The organism is Pseudomonas sp. Irchel 3E13 (genome assembly GCF_900187455.1).
Classification (GTDB): Bacteria; Pseudomonadota; Gammaproteobacteria; order Pseudomonadales; family Pseudomonadaceae; genus Aquipseudomonas.
Window position 1 is genome coordinate 227,156 of record NZ_FYDX01000003.1, and the last position, 19,417, is coordinate 246,572.

Below are 19,417 nucleotides of genomic sequence, written 5' to 3' on the forward strand. Positions count from 1 at the left end.
ACCCGAAGGTCGCCTTTCTTGTCCGTTGCCGGCGCTGATCAGAATTCGTGATCGGCGGTGTCCGGGTTCAGGTCGGTGATGCCCAGTTTGCCCGCGGCCTGTTCGATGGCGCCGGTCTGCTTGACCAGCGACGCGATGGCGTCACGCACGATCTGGTTGCCGGCCGCATTGTCGGCGGCGATCAGTTGGTCGTAGTGCTCGCCTTTCAGGGCGTGGTCGACGATCACCTGGATCTTGGCTTCGGTGGCTTCCAGATCGGCCTTCAGGGTGGCGTCGGTGGCCGGGTCGACCTTGGCAACCAGCGAGGACAGGCTCGGGCCGGTCAGCTTGGTGCCGTCAGGACGGGCGTACTCGCCCAGGTAGACGTTGCGGATGCCCTTGGCGTCGTAGAAGTGCGAGTAGTGGGTGTTGTCGCTGAAGCAGTCGTGCTCGTCTTCCGGCGAGTTGGCTTCCAGGGAAACCTTCATGCGCTCGCCCGCCAGTTCACCCAGCGACAGGCTGCCCATGCCGAACAGCATTTTGCGCAGGCCGTTGGCCACAGGTTCGGCTTCCAGCGAGGCGCGGTAGTTGTCGGAAACGCCCGGGGCCCAGTTCTTGACCATTTCTTCCAGGTCGCTGACCAGCAGGTCTGTGACCGACTTCAGGTAAGCGCGACGACGGTCGTTGTGGCCGCCGGTGGCGCCCTGGCCTTCCAGGTAGTCCGACGCGGGACGGTTGCCGGCGCCCGGGCCGGTGCCGTTCAGGTCCTGGCCCCAGAGCAGGAATTCGATGGCGTGGTAGCCGGTGGCGACGTTGGCCTCGGAACCGCCCAGCTCGTTCAGGCTGGCCAGTTTCTCGGGGGTGATGTCTTTGACATCGACCTTGTCTTCGCCGACCTGGATCTCGGTGTTGGCGATGATGTTGGCGTTGGCGGCCGGGTTGCCCAGGGCGTGCTCGTAGCTCTTGTCGACGTAGTCGATCAGGCCTTCGTCCAGCGGCCAGGCGTTAACCTGACCTTCCCAGTCGTCGATGATGGTGTTGCCGAAGCGGAACACTTCGCTTTGCAGATACGGAACGCGCGCGGCGACCCAGGCGGCCTTGGCGGCGTTCAGGGTTTCGTCGTTCGGCTTGGCGAGGAAGGCGTCGATGGCGGTTTGCAGGGTTTTCGCGGTGCTCAGCGAGTCGCTGTAGACGGCATGGACGATCTCGGCGTAGTGCTTGACCACGGCCTGAGCGGCAGCCTCGTCCACCGCGCCGGCGGCGGCAGGTGCGGCTGGCGTGGCAGCCGCTGCCGGCGCCTGGGCTTGCGGTGCGGCAGCCTTGTCCTTGCTGTCGCCGCAGCCGGCGAGGGAGATGGCAATGGCCAGCAAACTGGCGGTGGCCAGAGGCATACGAATCATGGCGAATTCCTGCGTCGAAGGGTTGAACAGGCGTGCCGGGGCACGCAAAAGTGGCGACATAATGCGAAAGATTTGCATTTTGTGTAAAGAGGGCGCCGCGTAAATATTAGTGCGCTGTCGTCCTTGGGCAATTTTTGTGTCGTCTCAGAGTATCGACACGTGGTTGCGCTGCGATTGTTTGAGGAACGCCACCAGTTCCCGGGCGGGCAACGGCTTGCTGTAGTGATAGCCCTGACCTTCGTGGCAGCCCTGGGCAATGATGTAGGACTCTTGCTCGGCGGTTTCCACACCCTCGGCGATGACCTGCATGCCGAGGCTTTTGCCCAACTGGATGATGGCGCGCACGATGGTGGCGTCATCGTCGTCTTCCAGCAGGTCCTGGACGAAGCTCTTGTCGATCTTGATCTTGTCCAGCGGCAGCGATTTCAGGTAGCTGAGCGATGAGTAACCGGTACCGAAGTCATCGATGGCGATCAGCGCGCCGGAGCGACGCAGGCTCAGCAGTTGCTGGGCGGCGGTGCTGATGTCTTCCATCAGGCCGGTTTCGGTGACTTCCAGTTCGAGGCTGCGCGGCGGCAGGCGGTACATCTGCAACAGGTTGTTGACCACCCGCGGCAATTCGCTGTGGTGCAGTTGCACGGTGGACAGGTTGACCGCCATGCGCAGTTCGCTGAAGCCTTGATCGTGCCATTCGCGCAGTTGTCGGCAGGCCTGGTCGAGCACCCATTCGCCGATGCTGACGATGTTGCCGTTCTGCTCCGCCAGCGGGATGAACTGGTCCGGCGGGACCATGCCCAGCTCCGGGTGCTGCCAGCGCAACAGCGCCTCGACGCCGACCACGCGCTGGTCGCGGTAGCTGATCTGGGGCTGGTAGACGAGGAACAACTGGTTGCGCGACAGGGCTTCGCGCAGGTCTTTCTCCAGCTCGCGGCGGCGGCGCATTTCGCTGTCGACGCTGGCGATATAGAACTGATAGCGGTTGCGCGAGCGGGACTTGGCCAGGGTCATGGTCTGCTCGGCTTTCTGCAGCAGCTTTTCGGTGCTGTCGCCATCTTCCGGGAACAGGGTGATACCGATGGTGGCGCGCAGACGGATTTCCTGATGATCGAGGGCGAAGGGCGCCTCCAGGTCGTCGAGAATGCTCTGGGCCAGCTCGGCCGCCTCGTAGGGTTGCTCGATATCGGCCTGGACCAGCGCGAACTGGTCGCCGCCCAGTCGCGCCAGGGCGCCGAGCCGGCCGCTGTGGGCGCGCAGGCGATCAGCGAGCGCCAGCAGCAACTGGTCGCCGGCCTGGTAGCTGAATTGTTCGTTGATGCCTTTGAAGTCATCGAGGCCGACGCAGATTACCGCCACCCGGCGTTGCAGGCGGCCGGCATCGATGAGGATCTTGTCCAGTTGCTGTTGCAATTGCTGGCGATTCGGCAGACCGGTGAGGAAATCGTACTGGGCCATGCGCAGCAGGCTGTTTTCCGCCTCGTGGCGCAGATGGGTATTGCGCTCGATCGAGGCCAGCAACTGGTTGGCGGTATTGACCCACAGGCCCAGCTCGTTTTTCTCGTGACCCTTGAGCAGCGGCAACTGGTGCTGACTGGGGCGATCGGGATTGATCTGGGTGAGGTGTTCGATGATCCGCGAAAGCGGTTTGGTCAGCAGCCAGTGATAGATCAGATACAGCACCAGGCCCATGGCCAGGGCGCGCAGGACGCCGGAAATGAAGATGATCACCGAGCTGAAAATGAACCCTTCGCCGTAGGAGGCGGTGTCGAGGGTGATGTTCAGGTCGCCGTAATACTCGCTGTACGAACCGCGCCCGACCAACTGGGTGCTGAACGCACGCTCCTTGCCGAGGATCGGGTCGGTGAGCCAGCGGGTGCGCGTCTCCTGCAGCGGGCGGGATTTTTCCGCGAGCATGGTCTCGTTGGGATGGCCGATGGAGGCCATGCGCACCGCCCGGTCCTGGAACAGACCTTCGATGACCTGCATGCCCATTTCCCGGTCGAGGCTGTAGACGGCCTGGGTCGACGGGTCGCGGAACATGTCGAGGATGCGCTGGGCATCATTGGCGACGGCCTGCTGGGTCTTGTAGGCGTCGAACACGATCTGCGCACAGCTGAGCACCACTCCGACGATCAGCGCCGAGAGCAGGACAACCCTGAGCAACTTGACCGATAAGCTGTTCTTGAGTTCCAGCTTCAATGGGGTTTCCTTAATCCATGCGCATGGCATCATTTTGCCATCAAATGTGGCAATCCACTATCGGCCTTTGCAGCAGGCCGTGCGTGGTGGTTTTGCAGTGTTCCTGCTACCGGTCCGACCGTTGCGACGGTCGTTTAGGCACTGTATCGGTTGACCTGCCGCGCGACTTGAGTGCCGGAAGATGAAAGTTTCCAAGGTCTTGATGTTAGCGCGCCTTGCGCAAGCGGCAAGAGCAATGCTGCTGTGGAGAAGCGAAATAAAGGCTCTTCGCGGAGTTCCGGAGGCGGTGATGTTCGGGTTTGGGCTTTGGGGGCTTATCCATTCGATGTGGCGAGGCTGCCGGCCCCTTCCGCCTCTACGGCGGCCTACTTTTCTGCTTGGGAAAAGTAGGCAAAACCGCTCGCTCCCGCATCCGGCCCTACGCTGCGCTTCGGGTCCCCTCGCTACGGTGCCTTTCGGGGCCCCGCGGCCTACGACTTGCAAGCAAGTCTACATCTCGCGTCTTCGGCTACGCCGAAGGTGCTGCGCACTGCCCCTTCAGGCACCTCCGCTCGGCCTCCTGAAGTCGCGAAGTTACGGGCGGCGCCTGGGCTGACGCATCTTCGAAATTACAGCTTGGTGAAACCACCGATTTGCTCTTTTTTGCTCTTGATCTTCGTGCGCGCAAGTTCAGACGCCACAAGGTGCGACGTCCGGAGGGAGGGGACCCGGAGCGCAGCGTAGGGCCGGATGCAGGAGCGAGCGGTTTTCGTCTATTTTGCCAAGACAAAATGGACCCGCCGTAGAGGCGGAAGGGGCCGGCAGCCTCGCCGCGTCGAATGGATAAACCCGCAACATAGACTCCTAAAAGCCCAAGCTCAAATATCATCGTCCTCGTCGAAGAACCAAAAAAAACCCGGCAAGGCCGGGTTTTTTCAGGAGTGCGTGACTCAGGCAGTGAAGGTCTTGCCTTCGAACTGCTCGGCGACGAACTTCCAGTTGACCAGGTTCCAGAACGCCTCGACGTACTTCGGACGGACGTTGCGGTAGTCGATGTAGTAGGCGTGTTCCCAGACGTCGCAGGTCAGCAGCGGGGTGTCGCCGTTGGTCAGCGGGTTGCCGGCGCCGATGGTGCTGGCCAGGGCCAGGGAACCGTCAGCTTTCTTCACCAGCCAGCCCCAGCCGGAGCCGAAGGTGCCGACGGAAGTCTTGGTGAACTCTTCCTTGAACTTGTCGAAGGAACCGAACGCAGCGTTGATGGCTTCAGCCAGGGCGCCGGTTGGTTGACCGCCGGCGTTTGGCGCCAGGCAGTTCCAGTAGAAGGTGTGGTTCCAGACCTGAGCGGCGTTGTTGAAGATGCCGCCGGAGGAGGTCTTGACGATTTCTTCCAGGGTCTTGCCTTCGAACTCGGTGCCTGGCACCAGGTTGTTCAGGTTCACGACATAGGTGTTGTGGTGCTTGTCGTGGTGGAATTCCAGGGTTTCCTTGGAAATGTGCGGCTGCAGGGCATCGTGGGCGTAAGGCAGCGGCGGCAATTCAAAAGCCATGGTGAATCTCCTAATCAGGTCTGGTGCGGTGAACGCAAGGCCGATCACGGGCGGCCGGAAGAGCGTCGGCGAGTTTGTACTCTTTGCGACGCAGACCCGGGATCATAGCACCGGGCCCACGTCTAAACCACGCAACAAGTGTATGGACAAGAGGTTCCAGAGCCGTTTCAGCCGGCGGACAAGTGGCTGTTTCAGTTGAAGATCAGTTGCGCCGTCACCGCGAACATCATCACCGCGACCATCAGGTCGAGCAGCCGCCAGGTGCTGGGCCGCGCCAGCCATGGTGCGAGCCAGGCCGCACCGAGTGCGAGGGTGAAAAACCACAGCAGTGAAGCGCTGGCGGCGCCGGCCACATAGGCGCCCGGCACGGTTTGCTGAGCACCGAGCGAGCCGATCAGCAACACGGTGTCGAGGTAGACGTGCGGGTTGAGCAGGGTCACGGCCAGGGCGCTGAGCAACACCGCGCGGCGCGAGCGCAGGCCCTGGCCCTCACCTTGTTCCAGGCTCTGCTTCGAACAGGCACGCTTCAGCGCCTTGGCGCCGTACCAGATCAGGAAGATCGCGCCACCCCAGCGCGCCACCGCGAGCAGCGTCGGGTTCTGCGCCAGCACCGTGGCCAGGCCGAAGACGCCGAGCGCCACCAGCACCGCATCGCAGAACACACACAAGGCCGCCACCGGCAGGTGATGCTCGCGGCGCAGGCTCTGCGCGAGGACGAAGGCGTTCTGGGTGCCGATGGCCATGATCAGGCCAAATGCGACGAGGAGGCCGTTGAGGTAGCTTTGCCACATGGGGAATTGACTCCGGATTGCAGGATTCAAGGGACCGCGTTGCGGTCCATCGCGACGGTTCGGCGCCCCGACAAACTCGCTCCTACAACACCAATCTCTGTAGGAGCGAGCTCGCTCGCGATGGACCGCCTGGCGGCACTCTGTCGCTGGCAATACTGGCGATTCCTGCGCTATAAGAAAAACCAATAAACCTCATCCCGCATTAGGAAAAGTGATGTTCGACTACAAGCTGCTCTCAGCCTTGGCCGCGGTCATCGAACAGGCCGGTTTCGAGCGGGCCGCGCAAATGCTCGGGCTGTCGCAATCGGCCATCTCCCAGCGGATCAAACTTCTTGAAGCGCGGGTCGGACAGCCGGTGCTGGTGCGCGCGACGCCACCGACGCCGACCGAGATCGGCCGGCGCCTGCTCAACCATGTGCAGCAGGTGCGCCTGCTCGAGCGGGACCTCCAGGGCCAGGTCCCGGCGCTGGATGAAGAAGGCTTGCCGGAGCGCCTGCGGATTGCGCTCAACGCCGACAGCTTGGCCACCTGGTGGGCGGAAGCGGCGGGCGATTTCTGCGCCCGCACCCAGGTGTTGCTGGACCTGGTGGTGGAAGACCAGGAAGTCGGCCTAAAACGCATGCGCGCCGGCGAAGTGGCCGGTTGCCTGTGCGCCAGTGAACGCCCGGTGGCCGGTGCGCGCAGCGTGCTGTTGGGTGCCATGCGGTATCGGGCGCTGGCCAGCCCGGCGTTCATGACCCGGCATTTCGCCGAAGGCGTCGAACCGCGTCGGCTGGCGCGGACCCCGGCGATCGTGTTCGGCCCGGATGATTTCCTGCAGCATCGCTACATGGCTTCATTAGGCATCAGTGATGGATTCCTGCATCATCTGTGCCCCTCGTCCGAAGGCTTTTTACGCCTGACCGAGGCGGGGCTGGGCTGGGGGCTGGTGCCGGAGTTACAGGCACGCGAACAACTGGCGAGCGGGCGGCTGGTGGAAATTCTCCCTGACCGTCCCATCGACGTGCCACTGTACTGGCATCATTGGCGCAATGGCGGGCAACTGCTGGGCCAACTCACGGATCATCTGCTGCGCAGTGCCGGCACCTGGCTGGTGCCGTGGAGCGAGTCGGCGGCGTCTGCAACATCTGGAAAAAAATAGTAGGCGGAGAGCTTCATGGGAATTCTGGTCACCGGCGCAAGCGGCTTCATCGGCGGGCGCTTCGCACGCTTTGCGCTGGAGCAGGGCCTGGAGGTGCGGGTCAATGGCCGGCGCCCCGAGGGCGTCGAGCATCTGGTGCGGCGCGGGGCGCAGTTCATTCCCGGCGACCTGGCCGACCCGGAAGTGGCCCGGCGCCTGTGCCAGGGCATCGACACCGTGGTCCATTGCGCCGGCGCGGTGGGCAATTGGGGTCGTTATCAGGACTTCTATCAAGGCAATGTGGTGCTCACCGAAAACGTGGTCGAGGCCTGCCTGAAAGAACATGTGCGCCGGCTGGTGCACCTTTCGTCGCCGTCGATCTACTTCAATGGCCGCTCGCGCACCGGGATCACCGAAGATCAGGTGCCCAAGCGTTTCTACGACCATTACGGCAGCACCAAGCACCTGGCCGAACAGAAAGTCTTCGGCGCCCAGGAGTTCGGTCTGGAAGTGCTGGCCCTGCGCCCGCGCTTTGTCACCGGCGCCGGCGACATGAGTATTTTCCCGCGGCTGATGAAGATGCAGGCCAAGCGCCGCCTGGCGATCATCGGCAACGGCCTGAACAAGGTGGATTTCACCAGTGTGCAGAACCTCAACGAGGCGCTGTTCAGTGCGATCAACGCCGGCCCCGAGGCGCTCGGCCAGGCTTATAACATCAGTAACGGCCAGCCTGTGCCGGTCTGGGACGTGGTCAATTACGTGATGCGGCGGATGTCGCTGCCGCAGGTCACCCGTTATCGCTCCGTGGGCCTCGCGTACACCGCCGCTGCGCTGAACGAAGGCTTCTGCATGCTCTGGCCGGGACGCCCGCAACCGACCCTGACCCGCCTCGGCACCCAGGTGATGAGCAAGGATTTCACCCTGGACATCAGCCGCGCCCGCCACTACCTGGACTACCGCCCGCAGGTCAGTGTCTGGGCCGCGCTGGATGAATTCTGCAGTTGGTGGCAGGCGCAGCACGGCGGTCACTGAACCAGAACCGCTACTTATGGTCGATGAGGGCGCCGCGCAAGCGGTTTATACTGGCGCCCATTTTGCTATCACCGTGGTTGAAAACTATCCATGCGCAACGATGCTCGAGACGACTTTGATGACGTGCCCACCCTCAAGGCGGTGGAGCGCGATGACGACGAATTCGCCCCGCCGGCTCATCCGCGGGCGGTGCGCGTGAAAGCGCCAAAGGCGCCGCTGACCGGGCCGCTGTGGGCGCTGCTCGGCGCTTCATTCATCGCGTTGGGCGGTGTGGCCTGGTGGAGCTTCCAGCAGATTTCCCTGATGGAGCAGCAACTGGTGGCGACCCAGGAGAGCTTCGCGCGTATCAGCGAAGAGGCGGCGGGGCGCTTGCAGGCGATTTCCGGCAAGGTCAGCGCCACCGAGACGTCGGTCAGCACCGAGAATGAAGCGCTGAAACTGCAAGTGCGTCAGTTGCAGAGCAGCCTCGTCGAACAGGGCAAGCAACAGGAAGGCGTTGCCGGTCAGGCGGGCGACCTGAGCAAGCGCCTGGAAGCGGCGATGGCCCAGGTCAGCCAGCAGCAGGCGGCCAATGCCCAGTTGCAGAGCGAATTGCAGACACAGTTGAAGACGGTGGCGACCGAGTTGGCGGCGTTGAAGGCGGCCCAGGTGGACGGCGGCAAGATCGACGCGCAGCTCAAGAGCGTGGCGGATGAAGTGGCGAGCCTGAAAGCCGCGCGGGTGGATGGCGGCAAGATCGATGCCCAGTTGAAAAGCCAGGCGGCCGCGACCCAGCGACTGGAGCAGGACCTGCTGGTGCTCAAGAGCGAGCAGGAAAACCGCCCGGCGGCCCCTGCGGGTGCGGCGGCTGGCGGAGCATCGACAGCCGAGTTCGATGCGTTTCGCGGGCAGGTGACCCGCAACCTCAATACGCTGCAGAGTCAGGTGCAGAATCTGCAGCAGCAGATCAATGCGCGGAACTGATGCTTTCTGAAAAGGCTGACGGCCTTATCGCCAAACCACAGCGATAAGGCCATCACCTCCTTTTACATCCGCGGATAGTCGATGTAACCCACCGGTCCACCGCCATGGAAACTCTCCGGGCGCGGTTCATTCAGTGGTGCATCCGCCGCGAGACGAGCCGGCAAGTCCGGGTTGGCGATGAACGGCACGCCGAAGGCCACGGCATCGGCCCAGCCATCGGCCAGGGCTGTGTTGGCGCTCTGCTTGTCGAACTTCTCGTTGGCGATGTACAGGCCGCCGAAGGCTTCCTTGATCTGCCGGCCGAGGCTGTCGTCGGCTTCCTTCTCCCGCGAGCAGATGAAGGCGATTCCGCGCTTGCCCAGTTCCCGGGCGACATAGGTAAAGGTCTCGACGCGATTGGCGTCGCCCATGTCATGGGCATCGGCCCGTGGCGCCAGGTGCACGCCCACGCGGTTGGCGCCCCACACTTCGATGACTGCATCGGTCACTTCCAGCAGCAGGCGGGCACGGTTTTCCAGCGAGCCGCCGTAGCAGTCGGTGCGCTGGTTGGTGCTGGTTTGCAGGAACTGGTCGATCAGGTAACCGTTCGCGGCATGCACTTCAACGCCGTCGAAACCGGCCGCCTTGGCGTTTTCGGCGGCGGTGCGGTAGGCATCGACGATATCGGCCAGCTCGGCGGTTTCCAGCGCCCGTGGGGTCGGGAACTCGGTGATCGGGCGCACCAGGCTGACATGGCCTTTGGGCTGGATCGCGCTGGGCGCCACCGGCAGTTCGCCGTTCAGGTAGCTTGGATGCGAGATGCGGCCCACGTGCCAGAGCTGGACGAAGATCCGTCCGCCAGCGGCGTGCACCGACTTGGTGACGTTGGTCCAGCCGCGGACCTGGTCGTTGGACCAGATGCCCGGGGTATCCGGGTAGCCGACGCCCATCGGCATCACCGAGGTCGCTTCGCTGAGGATCAGGCCGGCGCTGGCGCGCTGCACGTAGTACTCGGCCATCAGCGCGTTGGGCACGCGGCCGGCGTCGGCGCGGCAGCGGGTCAGCGGCGCCATGATGATGCGGTTCGGCAGTTCGAGATCGCCGAGGGTGAGCGGATCAAACAGAGTTGTCATTGCACGGACCTCGTATCCATCAGTGGGTAGCGGGCGCCAGTTCGGCTTTATTGCCGCCCTGGCTGAAAGTGATGAGGGTGACGATCAGCGCCAGCACGGCCAGGGCCGCGGCGGCCAGCGGCACGCGGGTCAGGCCCAGGCCTTGTTCGATGACCACGCCACCGGTCCAGGCACCCAGGGCGTTGCCCAGGTTGAAGGCGCCGATGTTGAGGGTCGACACCAGGTTCGGCGCGGCCTTGCCGAAGTTCACCACGTTGATCTGCAACGCGGGAACGGCAGCGAAGGCGGCGGTGGCCCAGAGGAACAGGGTGATTTCCGCCGGGATCAGCGCGGTGCTGGTCCAGCTCAGTACGGTGGAGACCACCGCCATGCTGGCGAACACGCCCACCAGGGTGGCGCCCAGGCGCCGGTCGGCGAGTTTGCCGCCGAGGACGTTGCCCAGGGTCAGGCCGAGGCCGATCAGCAGCAGGGTCCAGGTCACGCCGCGCGGCGAAACGCCGGTGACATCGCCCAGCAGCGGCGCGACGTAAGTGAACAGGGCGAACATCGACGCCGAAAACAGCACAGTCATCGACAGCGAGAGCCAGATTCCGGCGCCTTTGAGCGCGGCCAGTTCGGCGCGCATGTCGAGTTTTTCCTCGTCGTGGCGCAGTGGCAGGAAGCGGATCAGACCGATCAGCGCAATCACGCCAATCACCGTCACCGCCCAGAACGTCGAACGCCAGCCGGCAACCTGGCCCAGCGCGGTGCCCAGTGGCACGCCGAGGACGTTGGCCAGGGTCAGGCCGGTGAACATCAGGGCGACCGCCGACGCACGGCGGTTGGCCGGCACCAGGCTGGCGGCGACCACCGAGCCGATACCGAAGAAGGCGCCGTGGCACAGCGCCGTGACGACGCGGGCGAACATCAGCACGTTGTAGTCGCTGGCGACCGCGCAGAGCAGGTTGCCGATGATGAACACGCCCATCAGCGAAACCAGCGCCAGCTTGCGTGGCAGCCGCGAGGTGGCCATGGCCATGAACGGTGCGCCGATGGCCACGCCGAGGGCGTAGCCGGTCACCAGCCAGCCGGCGCCGGGGATCGACACACCGAGGTCCTGCGCCACTTCGGGCAGCAGGCCCATGATGACGAACTCGGTGGTGCCGATGGCGAAGGCGCTGAGCGCCAGTATCAGAAGTGAAAGGGGCATTGCGGTGTCCTTTGTCAGAGCTCGCGGCTCAGTTGCTGGAGGAACGCCTTGATGGTGTCCTCGTTGCGTTTGAAGAAGCTCCACTGCCCGACCTTCTGGCTGCTGATCAGGCCTGCCCGTTGCAGGGTCGCCAGGTGCGCCGAGACGGTGGATTGCGACAGGCCGCAGCGCTGGTCGATCTGTCCGGCGCACACGCCGTTTTCCAGGCTGTGATGCTGCTCGGGGAAGTGCGCCTGCGGGTCTTTCAACCAGTTGAGGATTTCTCGTCGTACCGGGTGGGCCAGGGCTTTTATTATTTCGTCGAGATCAAGAGGCATGGTCGGGCTCGTGGGATGTGTAGCGGTATATCGCGATGGAGCGAAATATAAATCGGTATTTCGCGATATACAAATATGAAAAGGTTTGGGGTCAAGCGTGAATCGTTATATCGGGTTATATCGATATAGGAGGCGAAGGTTTTTCAGCCAAATCTCGCCGACTTTTCCCGCAGGCTTTAGACTCAATTCCCATGAACTACCTCGCACACCTCCATCTGGGCGGCGACCAGCCCGAACAATTGCTCGGCAGTCTCTACGGCGATTTCGTCAAGGGACCGCTGCAGGGTCACTATCCCCAGCCCCTCGAAGGGGCGATCCGCCTGCACCGGCGCATCGATGTGTTCACCGACAGCCATCCGCTGGTGCTGGCGTCCCTGGCGCGTTTTCCGTCCGCGCGGCGGCGCTATGCCGGGATCATTCTCGATGTGTTTTTCGATCATTGCCTGGCCCTGCACTGGAGCGACTACGCCGAGCAGTCGCTGGATGATTTCACCATGCGGGTCTATCAGGTGCTGGCCCAGCAACCGCAGCTGCCGGGGCGCCTGGCGGGGATCGCGCCGATGATGGCGGCGAATGACTGGTTGGGTTCCTACCGCGAGTTCGCGGTGCTGGAGCAGGTGTTCCGCGGCATCGCCCGGCGGTTGTCACGCCCGGATGGCATGGCTGGGGCGATGGCGGAAGTGGAGGCGTTGTACCCGTTGTTGCTGGAAGACTTCCGCCAGTTCTACCCACAATTGCAGACGTTCGCCGGGCAGCAACTGGCGCAGGATCAGGCCGCCTTGGCGCGGCGCTGAGGCAGGGTTTCGGCTTCGCTGCCGAACAGCGTCAGGCTGATTGCCTGCTGAGCCTTGAAGGCCAGCGCGGCACGTTCCTCGCCTTGGCTGGCAATCGGCGCCAGCAGATGGATTTCCACCTCGCCACACGACTGCCCGAACAGGCGCATCAGATGCGACAGCAGGTCGTCGTCGCCAATGAACGGCGCGATCGCATCCGCCTGGCCGTTGCGCAGGTAGCGCAGGGCGATCGGCTGCAGCGGCACTTCGGTGTCGATGGCGCTGGCCAGCAGGCGGCCGTGAAAGGTGCGCAGGCTGCGGCCATCGGTGGTGGTGCCTTCCGGGAAAATCAGCAAGGCGCAGTCTTGTTGCAGGTGCTGGCTGATCTGCCGGCGCAGCAACTGGCTGTCGCCACCGCCGCGACGGATGAACAGGGTGCCGGCCTTGTGCGCCAGCCAGCCGGCCACCGGCCAGGTGCGCACTTCGGCCTTGGACAGGAATGACAGTGGCGCCAGCATGCCCAGCAGCGGGATGTCGGTCCATGACACATGGTTGCTGACCCAGAGCATCGGTCGCGTCGGCAATTCGCCAATGACCCGGACGCGGAAGGGCAGGGCGTGGGCCAACCGCTTCATGAATACCTGCGACCAGCGCTGGCGCCGCTGCGCCGAGGCGTTGATGCCCAGGCGCTCGAACACGCCGAACAGGGTCGCCATGCCCAAGCCGAACGCCACCACCAGCAGCACCCGGACGATGCGTGCGTACACACGCAGGCGCTGCATCAGACGGCCGCCTTGAAGTGGCGGGCGTAACGCGGGCAAAGCTCGTCGCGCTTGAGCAGGATGAACACGTCGGCCACCTGGAAATCCTCGTCCCAGCACGGCTCGCCGCAGATCTTCGCGCCCAGGCGCATGTAGGCCTTGAGCAGTGGTGGCATCTGCGCGATCACGTTGCTCGGCAGGGCCAGGTTGGGCAGCGGGTTCTTCGGTTCGGCGCGCAGGTGTTCGGTGCACAGGTGCTGGTCGCGCAGGCGCTGCATGATCGCGTGGGCCTGCACGCCGCCGTCCTGCATCGGGATGCTGGCGCAGCCCATCAGGTAGCTGTAGCGGCCTTCGTTGAGGATTTCCGCCAGTTCGCTCCAGAGCACGGCGATGGTGCCGCCGTTGCGGTAGGCGGCATCGACGCAGGTGCGCCCCAGTTCCAGGATCGGGCCTTTCAGGTGGCCGAGGCCATGCAGGCTGAATTCTTCTTCACTGTAGAAACGCCCCAGGCTGCTGGCGGCGTGATGATCGAGCAGACGGGTGGTGGCGACCAGCCGACCGCTGTTGAGGTCGCGCACGCCGATGTGCATGCAGTGATCGTCGTAATCGTCCATGTCCAGGCCCAGTTCGGCGCCTTTGAGCTTGGCCTTGAATTCACCACTGAAGACACTGAAACGCAGGGCCTGGGCCTCGCGCAATGCAGCCGGGCCCACCAGGCGTTCGGCTTGCAGACGGCGTTCAGTGCTGTTGTCGCCAGAGCGAGCGATCTGAGTCATTGCGAGTCTCCATAAGCCAGCCATGGGGTTGCGGCCGGTCGACTTTGTTGTGCAAGCTCAGGCTAGGTAGCGGCGGTGTCACCCCCATGAATGTTTGGTGATGCTTGTATGACAGCCCCAAGGAGTACTTCGATGGCCTGGCTGGAACGACTCGATCAAGCGCATTCGCAACCCCTGCTGGAGAACCTTGGCGACACCTGGGCGAGCCTGCTGGAACGGCTCGGGCCGGTGTCACCGTTCGAACTGGCGGTGCTCGGCGGCCAGGCCATGCCGACCCCGGGGCTGGCGTTTCTCACCGGCTACCAGGCGGCGCTGCGGGTGCTCTGGCCCAGCGCACCGGCCAGCCTTGGCGCGCTCTGCGCCAGCGAGAAACGCAGCGTGCGCCCCGCCGACATGCACATGCGCCTCGACGTGGACGCGCTGCGCCTGAGCGGTGACAAAGACTTCGTCACCGGCGGCATGGACGCAGACTGGCTGCTGGTGGCGGCGCGTTGTGAAAGCATTTCCGAAGACCCGCGGCTGAGCCTGGCGGTGGTCTATCCCGGTGAGCCGGGCGTGCGCCTGGAGCCATTGCCGGCCCTGCCGCTGATGCCCGAGGTGGGGCATGCCCGGCTGCATCTGGATCAGGCGCTGTGCGAGCGCCTGGCCGGTGATGGTTGGGACGCCTACGTCAAACCCTTCCGCTCCCTCGAAGACTTGTATGTGCTCAGTGCGTTGACGGCATGGATGTATGGCATTGGCCGGGCCAACGGCTGGTCGCAGCGTCTGCTGCTGCGTTTGTTGGCGCTGCTTGCCGGTTGCGCGGAAGGCAGTCGGCAGAGCCCGGAAGTCTCCGCCAGTCATTTGTTGCTGGGCGGGCTGTTCGCCCAGTTCAGCGACCTGCGCGACGAACTCAACAAGGCGCTGGCCGACACCGAAGGCGAGTGGGCGAATGTGTGGATGCGTGATCAGGGCATCCTCGATATCGCCAGCGCGGCGCGGGCGAAGCGTTTGGAGAAAGCGTGGAGGTTGGCGGGGTTTTCGTGAGGGGATGTGGTGGCTGCTATTTGCTAGCCGATAGGTTTTTAGCGCTCTCAAGATCGAGCGCCGCCCGCGCGGCGCATCGCGAGCGAGCTCGCTCCTACAGTGGTTGCAACGTGCCTATGTCTGTCAGGCCATAGTTGACCGCTTTGTTCGTACGACGCGGTATCGAGTCGGCCCCAACAGCCTCCCCGCGACTCATCGCCAAACTCAAAGAGCGGGCAACACAACTCATTGTAGGAGCGAGCTCGCTCGCGATGCGCCGCGCGAGCGGCGCCCCCAACCATCCTGTCATGAACCCCTGCTACCCTTGCCCGATCACGCTCTCCGGGTAACGGCCATGCGCACCGCGCTCATCGGGTTTCTGTTGTGGACGATCTGCACCGTCGCCAGCGCCAGCGACGCGCCGGCACTGGCGGCCTTGCAGTCCTACACCTTCCCCCCACGCAACGATCAGACCCGCGACGGCGTGCGCACCGATGCGCTGTTGGTGATCCGCGACGGCCAGGTGGTCTTCGAGCGGTACGCCACCCCCAACACCGCAGACACCCCGCACCTGACCTGGTCGATCAGTAAAAGTGTGCTGGCGACGGTGCTCGGTGTCGCGCAGGGCGAGGGGCGTTTCACACTGGATGACCCGGTCTCCCGGTTCTACCCGCCAATGCAGGCCCATCCGAATGTGCGTATCGCCGACCTGCTGCACTGGGCCAGCGGCCTCGACTGGCAGGAAGACTATGAATACGCGCCGCTGAAGTCCTCGGTGGTGGCGATGCTCTATACCCGCGGCCGCAGCGACATGGCCGGCTTTTCCGCCGCGCACGGCGTGGCCGCGGCGCCGGGCGAGCGTTTTCTTTATTCCAGTGGCGACAGCAACCTGTTGGCCGCGGCGCTGCGGCAGATGGTCGGCCCCGAGGCGTACGCCGATTATCCGTGGCAGGCGCTCTTCGAGCCGCTGGGCATTCGGCAAGCGGTGTGGGAGCGGGACGCGCAGGGCACTTTCGTGGGATCTTCCTACCTCTACATGACCGCTCGCGAGCTGGCGCGGATCGGCCAGTTGATGCTGGACGACGGTCGCTGGCAGGGCCGGCAACTGTTGCCGGCGAGCTGGGTGGCCTTTAATCGCGAGCCCTTCGACAAGGCTGCTGCCTCATCCGGCGAGGCGATGCCGGGCGGGCACTGGTGGCTCAACCGTGCCGCGTCGGGCCAGCCATTGCCCTGGCCGGATGCCCCGGCGCAGGCCTTCGCCGCCCTCGGCCACTGGGGGCAGGCGCTCTACGTGCTGCCGGAGCAGAAGCTGGTGGTGGTGCGCTACGCCGATGACCGCGACGGCAGCTTCCAGCACAACACGCTGCTGCGTCATGTGCTGGCAGCGTTCGGCGGAGAGCGGCCATGAAGCGCCTGTTGCTGGTGGTGGTCCTCGGCCTGCTGGTCTGGGGCTGGTCCGAGCGTGACGCGCTGACGGCGTTTTCCGGCATTCTCAGTGCCTACTCGGCGAAGGAATATTGTTCTTGCCGCTATGTTATGGGCTTCGATACAGGTTACTGCCGGGGCTATGTGAAGCAGTACCTGCCATTGAGCGAGCTGCGCGACGACCCGTCGAGTCGCCGGGTCGAGGCCGCGGGCCTTGGTCGGCGCAGCAGCGCGATATGGCTGGGGCCGCGCGAGGGCTGTCGCTTGCTGCCATGAGGGCAGCCGGGTAAGGTTGACGACCAAAGTGTTTCAGGATTTCGCATGCCCAGCCCGCTTCGTCTCGCTCTCGCCTTGCTGGCGATCGTCTGCCTTCCCGCCCAGGCCAATTGGTACCTGGACAACGAGTCATCCCGCCTTTCCTTCATCACCAGCAAAAACGGCGACGTGTCGGAAGTGCATCGTTTCCTGGTCCTGCACGGCAAGGTCGATCGCAAGGGCGCGGCCGAGCTGGAGGTCGAGATGGAATCCGTCAGCAGCGGCATCCCGCTGCGTGACGAGCGCATGCGCAAGGAGCTGTTCAATGTCGAGACCTTCCCCGACGCGATCATCAATGCCCAGTTGAACCTGCGCCCGATCAACGACCTGGCCAACGGCGCGCAGCTCGAACTGCGTCTGCCGCTGACCGTCACCCTGCATGGCAAAAGCCACAGCTACAACGCCCAGTTGCTGGCGACACGGCTGGACGAGCGGCGCTTCCAGGTGGTGACGCTTGAACCGCTGGTGCTGCGCGCCGAGCATTTCGACCTGGCCCCCGGCCTGGAAACCCTGCGCAAGACGGCCGGGCTCAAGTCGATCAACCTGTCGGTGCCGGTGGGTGCGGTGCTGATCTTCACGGCCCGCTGATATGGCAGGGCCGGTCTTTCCCTGGCGTTCCGGCAATCAATTCGAACTGCTGATCGACGGTCCGGCCTTTTTCCCGAACATGCTCACCGCCATCGCCCGGGCCGAACTCCAGGTAGATCTGGAGCTGTACCTGGTGGAGGCGGGCGCTTGCGCGGACGCCATGGTTCAGGCCCTGGTCAGCGCCGCCGAGCGCGGCGTGCAGGTGCGTTGCCTGTTCGATGACTATGGCTCCATGGCCTTCACCCTGGGTTTGCGCCAGCGTTTGCAAGCGGCGGGCGTCGAGCTGCGCTGGTACAACCGCCTGCGCTGGCGCCGGGGCGTGCGAAACCTCTATCGCGATCACCGCAAGATCTTGCTGGTGGACCAGAGCGTCGCCTGGGTCGGCGGCACCGGCGTCACCGATGAGTTCTGGCATCCCGGCAACGATGTCAGTGAATGGCATGAGGTGATGGTGGAAATGCAGGGGCCGCTGGTGACCGACTGGCAGATGCTTTTCGACCGCCAGTGGCGGGCCAATCCGCGCCGCGTCGCCTGGCGCCCGCCGACCCACTTCGGCCTGCCCCGGTTACCGCGAATACCGGTCAGTGGCGAGGGCATGGGCCGGGTTGCCTATGCCGACGCCCGGCAACACCGCGACATCCTGCAGTCGCTGGTGCGTGCGCTGAACAGCGGCAAGCGCCGGATCTGGCTGGCGACCCCGTATTTCCTGCCAACCTGGAAAGTCCGCCGTTCCCTGCGCCGTGCCGCCTCGCTGGGCGTTGACGTGCGCCTGCTGCTCACCGGGCCGCGCACCGATCATCCGTCGGTGCGCTATGCCGGCCATCGCTATTACCCGCGCCTGCTGCGCGCCGGGGTGAAAATCTTCGAATTCCAGCCGTGTTTCCTGCACCTGAAAATGGTGCTGGTGGACGACTGGGTGAGCATCGGCTCATGCAACTTCGACCACTGGAACCTGCGCTTCAACCTTGAGGCCAACGTCGAAGCGATCGACCCGGCGCTGACCGCAGCGGTGGCCGAGAGCTTTATCCGCGATTTCAGCCAGAGCGTGCAGATCGACCTCGATGACTGGCGCGCCCGGCCCTTGTGGCGTCGCCTGCAACAGCGGGTATGGGGCTGGCTGGACCGGGTGGTGGTCAATCTGCTGGATCGCCGCGACTGACAGACGTAGTAGCGACCTATTACCCGCGAGTGTCCGGCTGGGTCTAACGTGTCTGGGTACCTTTTCCCTTGCACACGAAGGAGATCGAGAAATGGCGGCCAAGAAGATTCTGATGTTGGTGGGCGACTACGTCGAAGACTACGAAGTCATGGTGCCGTTCCAGGCGCTGCAGATGATCGGCCACACCGTGCACGCGGTGTGTCCGGGCAAGCAGGCCGGGCAATCGGTGCGTACCGCGATCCATGATTTCGAAGGCGACCAGACCTACAGCGAAAAGCCTGGGCACAACTTCGGCCTCAATTTCGACTTTGCCAAGGTGAAGGCCGAGGATTACGACGCGCTGGTGATTCCCGGCGGTCGCGCGCCGGAATATCTGCGTCTGAACGAAGACGTGCTGGCGCTGGTGAAAGCCATCGACCAGGCGGGCAAGCCGATCGCGGCGGTGTGCCATGGCGCGCAACTGCTGGCGGCGGCGGGGGTGCTGGAAGGCCGCGAATGCAGCGCCTACCCGGCGTGCGCCCCGGAAGTGAAGCTGGCGGGCGGGCGCTATATCGATATCGAAGTGACGCAGGCCCACGTCGAGGGCAACCTCGCTACCGCGCCGGCATGGCCTGCGCATCCGGCGTGGCTGGCGGCGTTCCTCGGCCTGCTCGGCACCCGCATCACCCTGTAAAAGGAGGGCCCATGTGCGAGCTCTACGTCAAAGCCGATCCGATCCTCTATGAATCGCGCAGCCGCTCGCTGCGCATTCGCGGGGTGGTGACCACGCTGCGCCTGGAAAACCAGTTCTGGGATGTATTGCGGGAAATCGCCGAGGTCGATGGGATGACCACCAACCAACTGATCACCAAGCTCTATGACGAGGTGATGGAGTACCGCGGCGAGGTGGTCAACTTTGCCTCGTTCCTGCGGGTCAGTTGCATCCGTTACCTGAGCCAGCGGCGCAGCGCCGAGCCGATCCCGCTCAAGGCTGTGGCTCGCTGAAATCCG

At 64.1% G+C, this 19,417-nt stretch carries 20 protein-coding genes; 11 read left to right on the plus strand and 9 right to left on the minus strand.

Annotated features, from left to right (window positions below; translation table 11 throughout):
• Positions 1–38: 38 nt before the first annotated feature.
• The 4 genes from CKW37_RS05835 to CKW37_RS05855 all read right to left on the minus strand — a co-directional run bounded on the left by CKW37_RS05835 (position 39) and on the right by CKW37_RS05855 (position 5,892).
• On the minus strand, positions 39–1,379 hold the full coding sequence (locus tag CKW37_RS05835) for an imelysin family protein (RefSeq protein ID WP_095154726.1): 1,341 nt from the start codon (positions 1,377–1,379) through the stop codon (positions 39–41).
• 144 nt (positions 1,380–1,523) lie between these two features.
• Entirely contained in the window at positions 1,524–3,575 is a 2,052-nt protein-coding gene (locus CKW37_RS05840; RefSeq protein ID WP_095154727.1) for a bifunctional diguanylate cyclase/phosphodiesterase, read from the minus strand.
• A 929-nt stretch (positions 3,576–4,504) separates the two neighbouring features.
• Positions 4,505–5,101, minus strand: a complete 597-nt coding sequence (locus CKW37_RS05845; RefSeq protein ID WP_095154728.1) for a superoxide dismutase — start codon at positions 5,099–5,101, stop codon at positions 4,505–4,507.
• Positions 5,102–5,292: 191 nt separating this feature from the next.
• Entirely contained in the window at positions 5,293–5,892 is a 600-nt protein-coding gene (locus CKW37_RS05855; RefSeq protein ID WP_095154730.1) for a LysE/ArgO family amino acid transporter, read from the minus strand.
• Between the two features lie 214 nt (positions 5,893–6,106).
• Between CKW37_RS05855 and CKW37_RS05860 the strand changes: the two genes are divergently transcribed.
• The 3 genes from CKW37_RS05860 (at position 6,107) to CKW37_RS05870 (ending at position 9,007) form a co-directional block, all read left to right on the plus strand.
• Positions 6,107–7,033, plus strand: a complete 927-nt coding sequence (locus CKW37_RS05860; protein ID WP_095154731.1) for a LysR family transcriptional regulator ArgP — start codon at positions 6,107–6,109, stop codon at positions 7,031–7,033.
• A gap of 15 nt (positions 7,034–7,048) precedes the next feature.
• Positions 7,049–8,044 (plus strand): NAD(P)-dependent oxidoreductase, encoded by a 996-nt coding sequence (locus CKW37_RS05865; RefSeq protein WP_095154732.1) that lies wholly within the window; start codon positions 7,049–7,051, stop codon positions 8,042–8,044.
• Between the two features lie 90 nt (positions 8,045–8,134).
• The gene (locus CKW37_RS05870) at positions 8,135–9,007 is read left to right on the plus strand and encodes an ATPase (protein WP_095154733.1); all 873 of its coding nucleotides are present in this window, start codon (positions 8,135–8,137) and stop codon (positions 9,005–9,007) included.
• A gap of 62 nt (positions 9,008–9,069) precedes the next feature.
• Here CKW37_RS05870 and CKW37_RS05875 read toward each other — a convergent pair whose 3' ends face one another.
• Genes CKW37_RS05875 through CKW37_RS05885 form a run of 3 tightly spaced genes read right to left on the minus strand, consistent with a single transcriptional unit; the run spans position 9,070 to position 11,625 of the window.
• Positions 9,070–10,119 carry an alkene reductase gene (locus CKW37_RS05875; protein WP_095154734.1) on the minus strand — a complete coding sequence of 350 codons (1,050 nt, stop codon included), beginning with the start codon at positions 10,117–10,119 and terminating at the stop codon, positions 9,070–9,072.
• Positions 10,120–10,138: 19 nt separating this feature from the next.
• Positions 10,139–11,308 carry an MFS transporter gene (locus CKW37_RS05880; protein WP_095154735.1) on the minus strand — a complete coding sequence of 390 codons (1,170 nt, stop codon included), beginning with the start codon at positions 11,306–11,308 and terminating at the stop codon, positions 10,139–10,141.
• 14 nt (positions 11,309–11,322) lie between these two features.
• Positions 11,323–11,625 (minus strand): helix-turn-helix transcriptional regulator, encoded by a 303-nt coding sequence (locus CKW37_RS05885; protein WP_095154736.1) that lies wholly within the window; start codon positions 11,623–11,625, stop codon positions 11,323–11,325.
• A 191-nt stretch (positions 11,626–11,816) separates the two neighbouring features.
• Between CKW37_RS05885 and CKW37_RS05890 the strand changes: the two genes are divergently transcribed.
• Positions 11,817–12,419 carry an ACP phosphodiesterase gene (locus CKW37_RS05890; protein WP_095154737.1) on the plus strand — a complete coding sequence of 201 codons (603 nt, stop codon included), beginning with the start codon at positions 11,817–11,819 and terminating at the stop codon, positions 12,417–12,419.
• Here the strand turns inward: CKW37_RS05890 and CKW37_RS05895 are convergent.
• Positions 12,395–13,180, minus strand: coding sequence for a 1-acyl-sn-glycerol-3-phosphate acyltransferase (locus CKW37_RS05895; protein ID WP_095154738.1), 786 nt, complete (start codon positions 13,178–13,180; stop codon positions 12,395–12,397). The genes CKW37_RS05890 and CKW37_RS05895 overlap by 25 nt on opposite strands.
• A complete protein-coding gene (gene olsB, locus CKW37_RS05900; protein WP_095154739.1) occupies positions 13,180–13,935 on the minus strand; it encodes an L-ornithine N(alpha)-acyltransferase in 756 nt (251 codons plus the stop codon). Before olsB ends, CKW37_RS05895 begins: the two co-directional genes overlap by 1 nt.
• Before the next feature lie 132 nt (positions 13,936–14,067).
• On the opposite strand from olsB, the gene CKW37_RS05905 reads away from it, so the two are divergent.
• From CKW37_RS05905 to CKW37_RS05935, 7 genes are all read left to right on the plus strand, one after another.
• Complete coding sequence (locus CKW37_RS05905) at positions 14,068–14,961, plus strand: acyl-CoA dehydrogenase (RefSeq protein WP_095154740.1); 894 nt, start codon at positions 14,068–14,070, stop codon at positions 14,959–14,961.
• Positions 14,962–15,295: 334 nt separating this feature from the next.
• Positions 15,296–16,348: a serine hydrolase gene (locus tag CKW37_RS05910; protein WP_095154741.1), complete on the plus strand. Its 1,053-nt coding sequence runs from the start codon at positions 15,296–15,298 to the stop codon at positions 16,346–16,348.
• Positions 16,345–16,641: an amidase gene (locus tag CKW37_RS05915; RefSeq protein WP_095154742.1), complete on the plus strand. Its 297-nt coding sequence runs from the start codon at positions 16,345–16,347 to the stop codon at positions 16,639–16,641. The genes CKW37_RS05910 and CKW37_RS05915 overlap by 4 nt, the downstream gene beginning before the upstream one ends.
• Before the next feature lie 45 nt (positions 16,642–16,686).
• Positions 16,687–17,268 carry a YceI family protein gene (locus tag CKW37_RS05920; protein WP_095154743.1) on the plus strand — a complete coding sequence of 194 codons (582 nt, stop codon included), beginning with the start codon at positions 16,687–16,689 and terminating at the stop codon, positions 17,266–17,268.
• Between the two features lies 1 nt (position 17,269).
• Positions 17,270–18,427: a phosphatidylserine/phosphatidylglycerophosphate/cardiolipin synthase family protein gene (locus CKW37_RS05925; RefSeq protein ID WP_095154744.1), complete on the plus strand. Its 1,158-nt coding sequence runs from the start codon at positions 17,270–17,272 to the stop codon at positions 18,425–18,427.
• Between the two features lie 91 nt (positions 18,428–18,518).
• Positions 18,519–19,100, plus strand: a complete 582-nt coding sequence (locus tag CKW37_RS05930) for a DJ-1/PfpI family protein (protein WP_095154745.1) — start codon at positions 18,519–18,521, stop codon at positions 19,098–19,100.
• 11 nt (positions 19,101–19,111) lie between these two features.
• Complete coding sequence (locus CKW37_RS05935) at positions 19,112–19,411, plus strand: ribbon-helix-helix domain-containing protein (RefSeq protein ID WP_095154746.1); 300 nt, start codon at positions 19,112–19,114, stop codon at positions 19,409–19,411.
• Positions 19,412–19,417: the final 6 nt, after the last annotated feature.

Coding starts and splice junctions, on each gene's coding strand:
- CKW37_RS05855 (WP_095154730.1), bottom strand. CDS start 5,892: ATGTGGCAAAGCTACCTCAACGGCCTCCTCGTCGCATTTGGCCTGATC.
- CKW37_RS05905 (WP_095154740.1), top strand. CDS start 14,068: ATGGCCTGGCTGGAACGACTCGATCAAGCGCATTCGCAACCCCTGCTG.
- CKW37_RS05895 (WP_095154738.1), bottom strand. CDS start 13,180: ATGCAGCGCCTGCGTGTGTACGCACGCATCGTCCGGGTGCTGCTGGTG.
- CKW37_RS05920 (WP_095154743.1), top strand. CDS start 16,687: ATGCCCAGCCCGCTTCGTCTCGCTCTCGCCTTGCTGGCGATCGTCTGC.
- CKW37_RS05845 (WP_095154728.1), bottom strand. CDS start 5,101: ATGGCTTTTGAATTGCCGCCGCTGCCTTACGCCCACGATGCCCTGCAG.
- olsB (WP_095154739.1), bottom strand. CDS start 13,935: ATGACTCAGATCGCTCGCTCTGGCGACAACAGCACTGAACGCCGTCTG.
- CKW37_RS05835 (WP_095154726.1), bottom strand. CDS start 1,379: ATGATTCGTATGCCTCTGGCCACCGCCAGTTTGCTGGCCATTGCCATC.
- CKW37_RS05930 (WP_095154745.1), top strand. CDS start 18,519: ATGGCGGCCAAGAAGATTCTGATGTTGGTGGGCGACTACGTCGAAGAC.
- CKW37_RS05875 (WP_095154734.1), bottom strand. CDS start 10,119: ATGACAACTCTGTTTGATCCGCTCACCCTCGGCGATCTCGAACTGCCG.
- CKW37_RS05860 (WP_095154731.1), top strand. CDS start 6,107: ATGTTCGACTACAAGCTGCTCTCAGCCTTGGCCGCGGTCATCGAACAG.
- CKW37_RS05915 (WP_095154742.1), top strand. CDS start 16,345: ATGAAGCGCCTGTTGCTGGTGGTGGTCCTCGGCCTGCTGGTCTGGGGC.
- CKW37_RS05925 (WP_095154744.1), top strand. CDS start 17,270: ATGGCAGGGCCGGTCTTTCCCTGGCGTTCCGGCAATCAATTCGAACTG.
- CKW37_RS05870 (WP_095154733.1), top strand. CDS start 8,135: ATGCGCAACGATGCTCGAGACGACTTTGATGACGTGCCCACCCTCAAG.
- CKW37_RS05935 (WP_095154746.1), top strand. CDS start 19,112: ATGTGCGAGCTCTACGTCAAAGCCGATCCGATCCTCTATGAATCGCGC.
- CKW37_RS05865 (WP_095154732.1), top strand. CDS start 7,049: ATGGGAATTCTGGTCACCGGCGCAAGCGGCTTCATCGGCGGGCGCTTC.
- CKW37_RS05880 (WP_095154735.1), bottom strand. CDS start 11,308: ATGCCCCTTTCACTTCTGATACTGGCGCTCAGCGCCTTCGCCATCGGC.
- CKW37_RS05885 (WP_095154736.1), bottom strand. CDS start 11,625: ATGCCTCTTGATCTCGACGAAATAATAAAAGCCCTGGCCCACCCGGTA.
- CKW37_RS05910 (WP_095154741.1), top strand. CDS start 15,296: ATGCGCACCGCGCTCATCGGGTTTCTGTTGTGGACGATCTGCACCGTC.
- CKW37_RS05890 (WP_095154737.1), top strand. CDS start 11,817: ATGAACTACCTCGCACACCTCCATCTGGGCGGCGACCAGCCCGAACAA.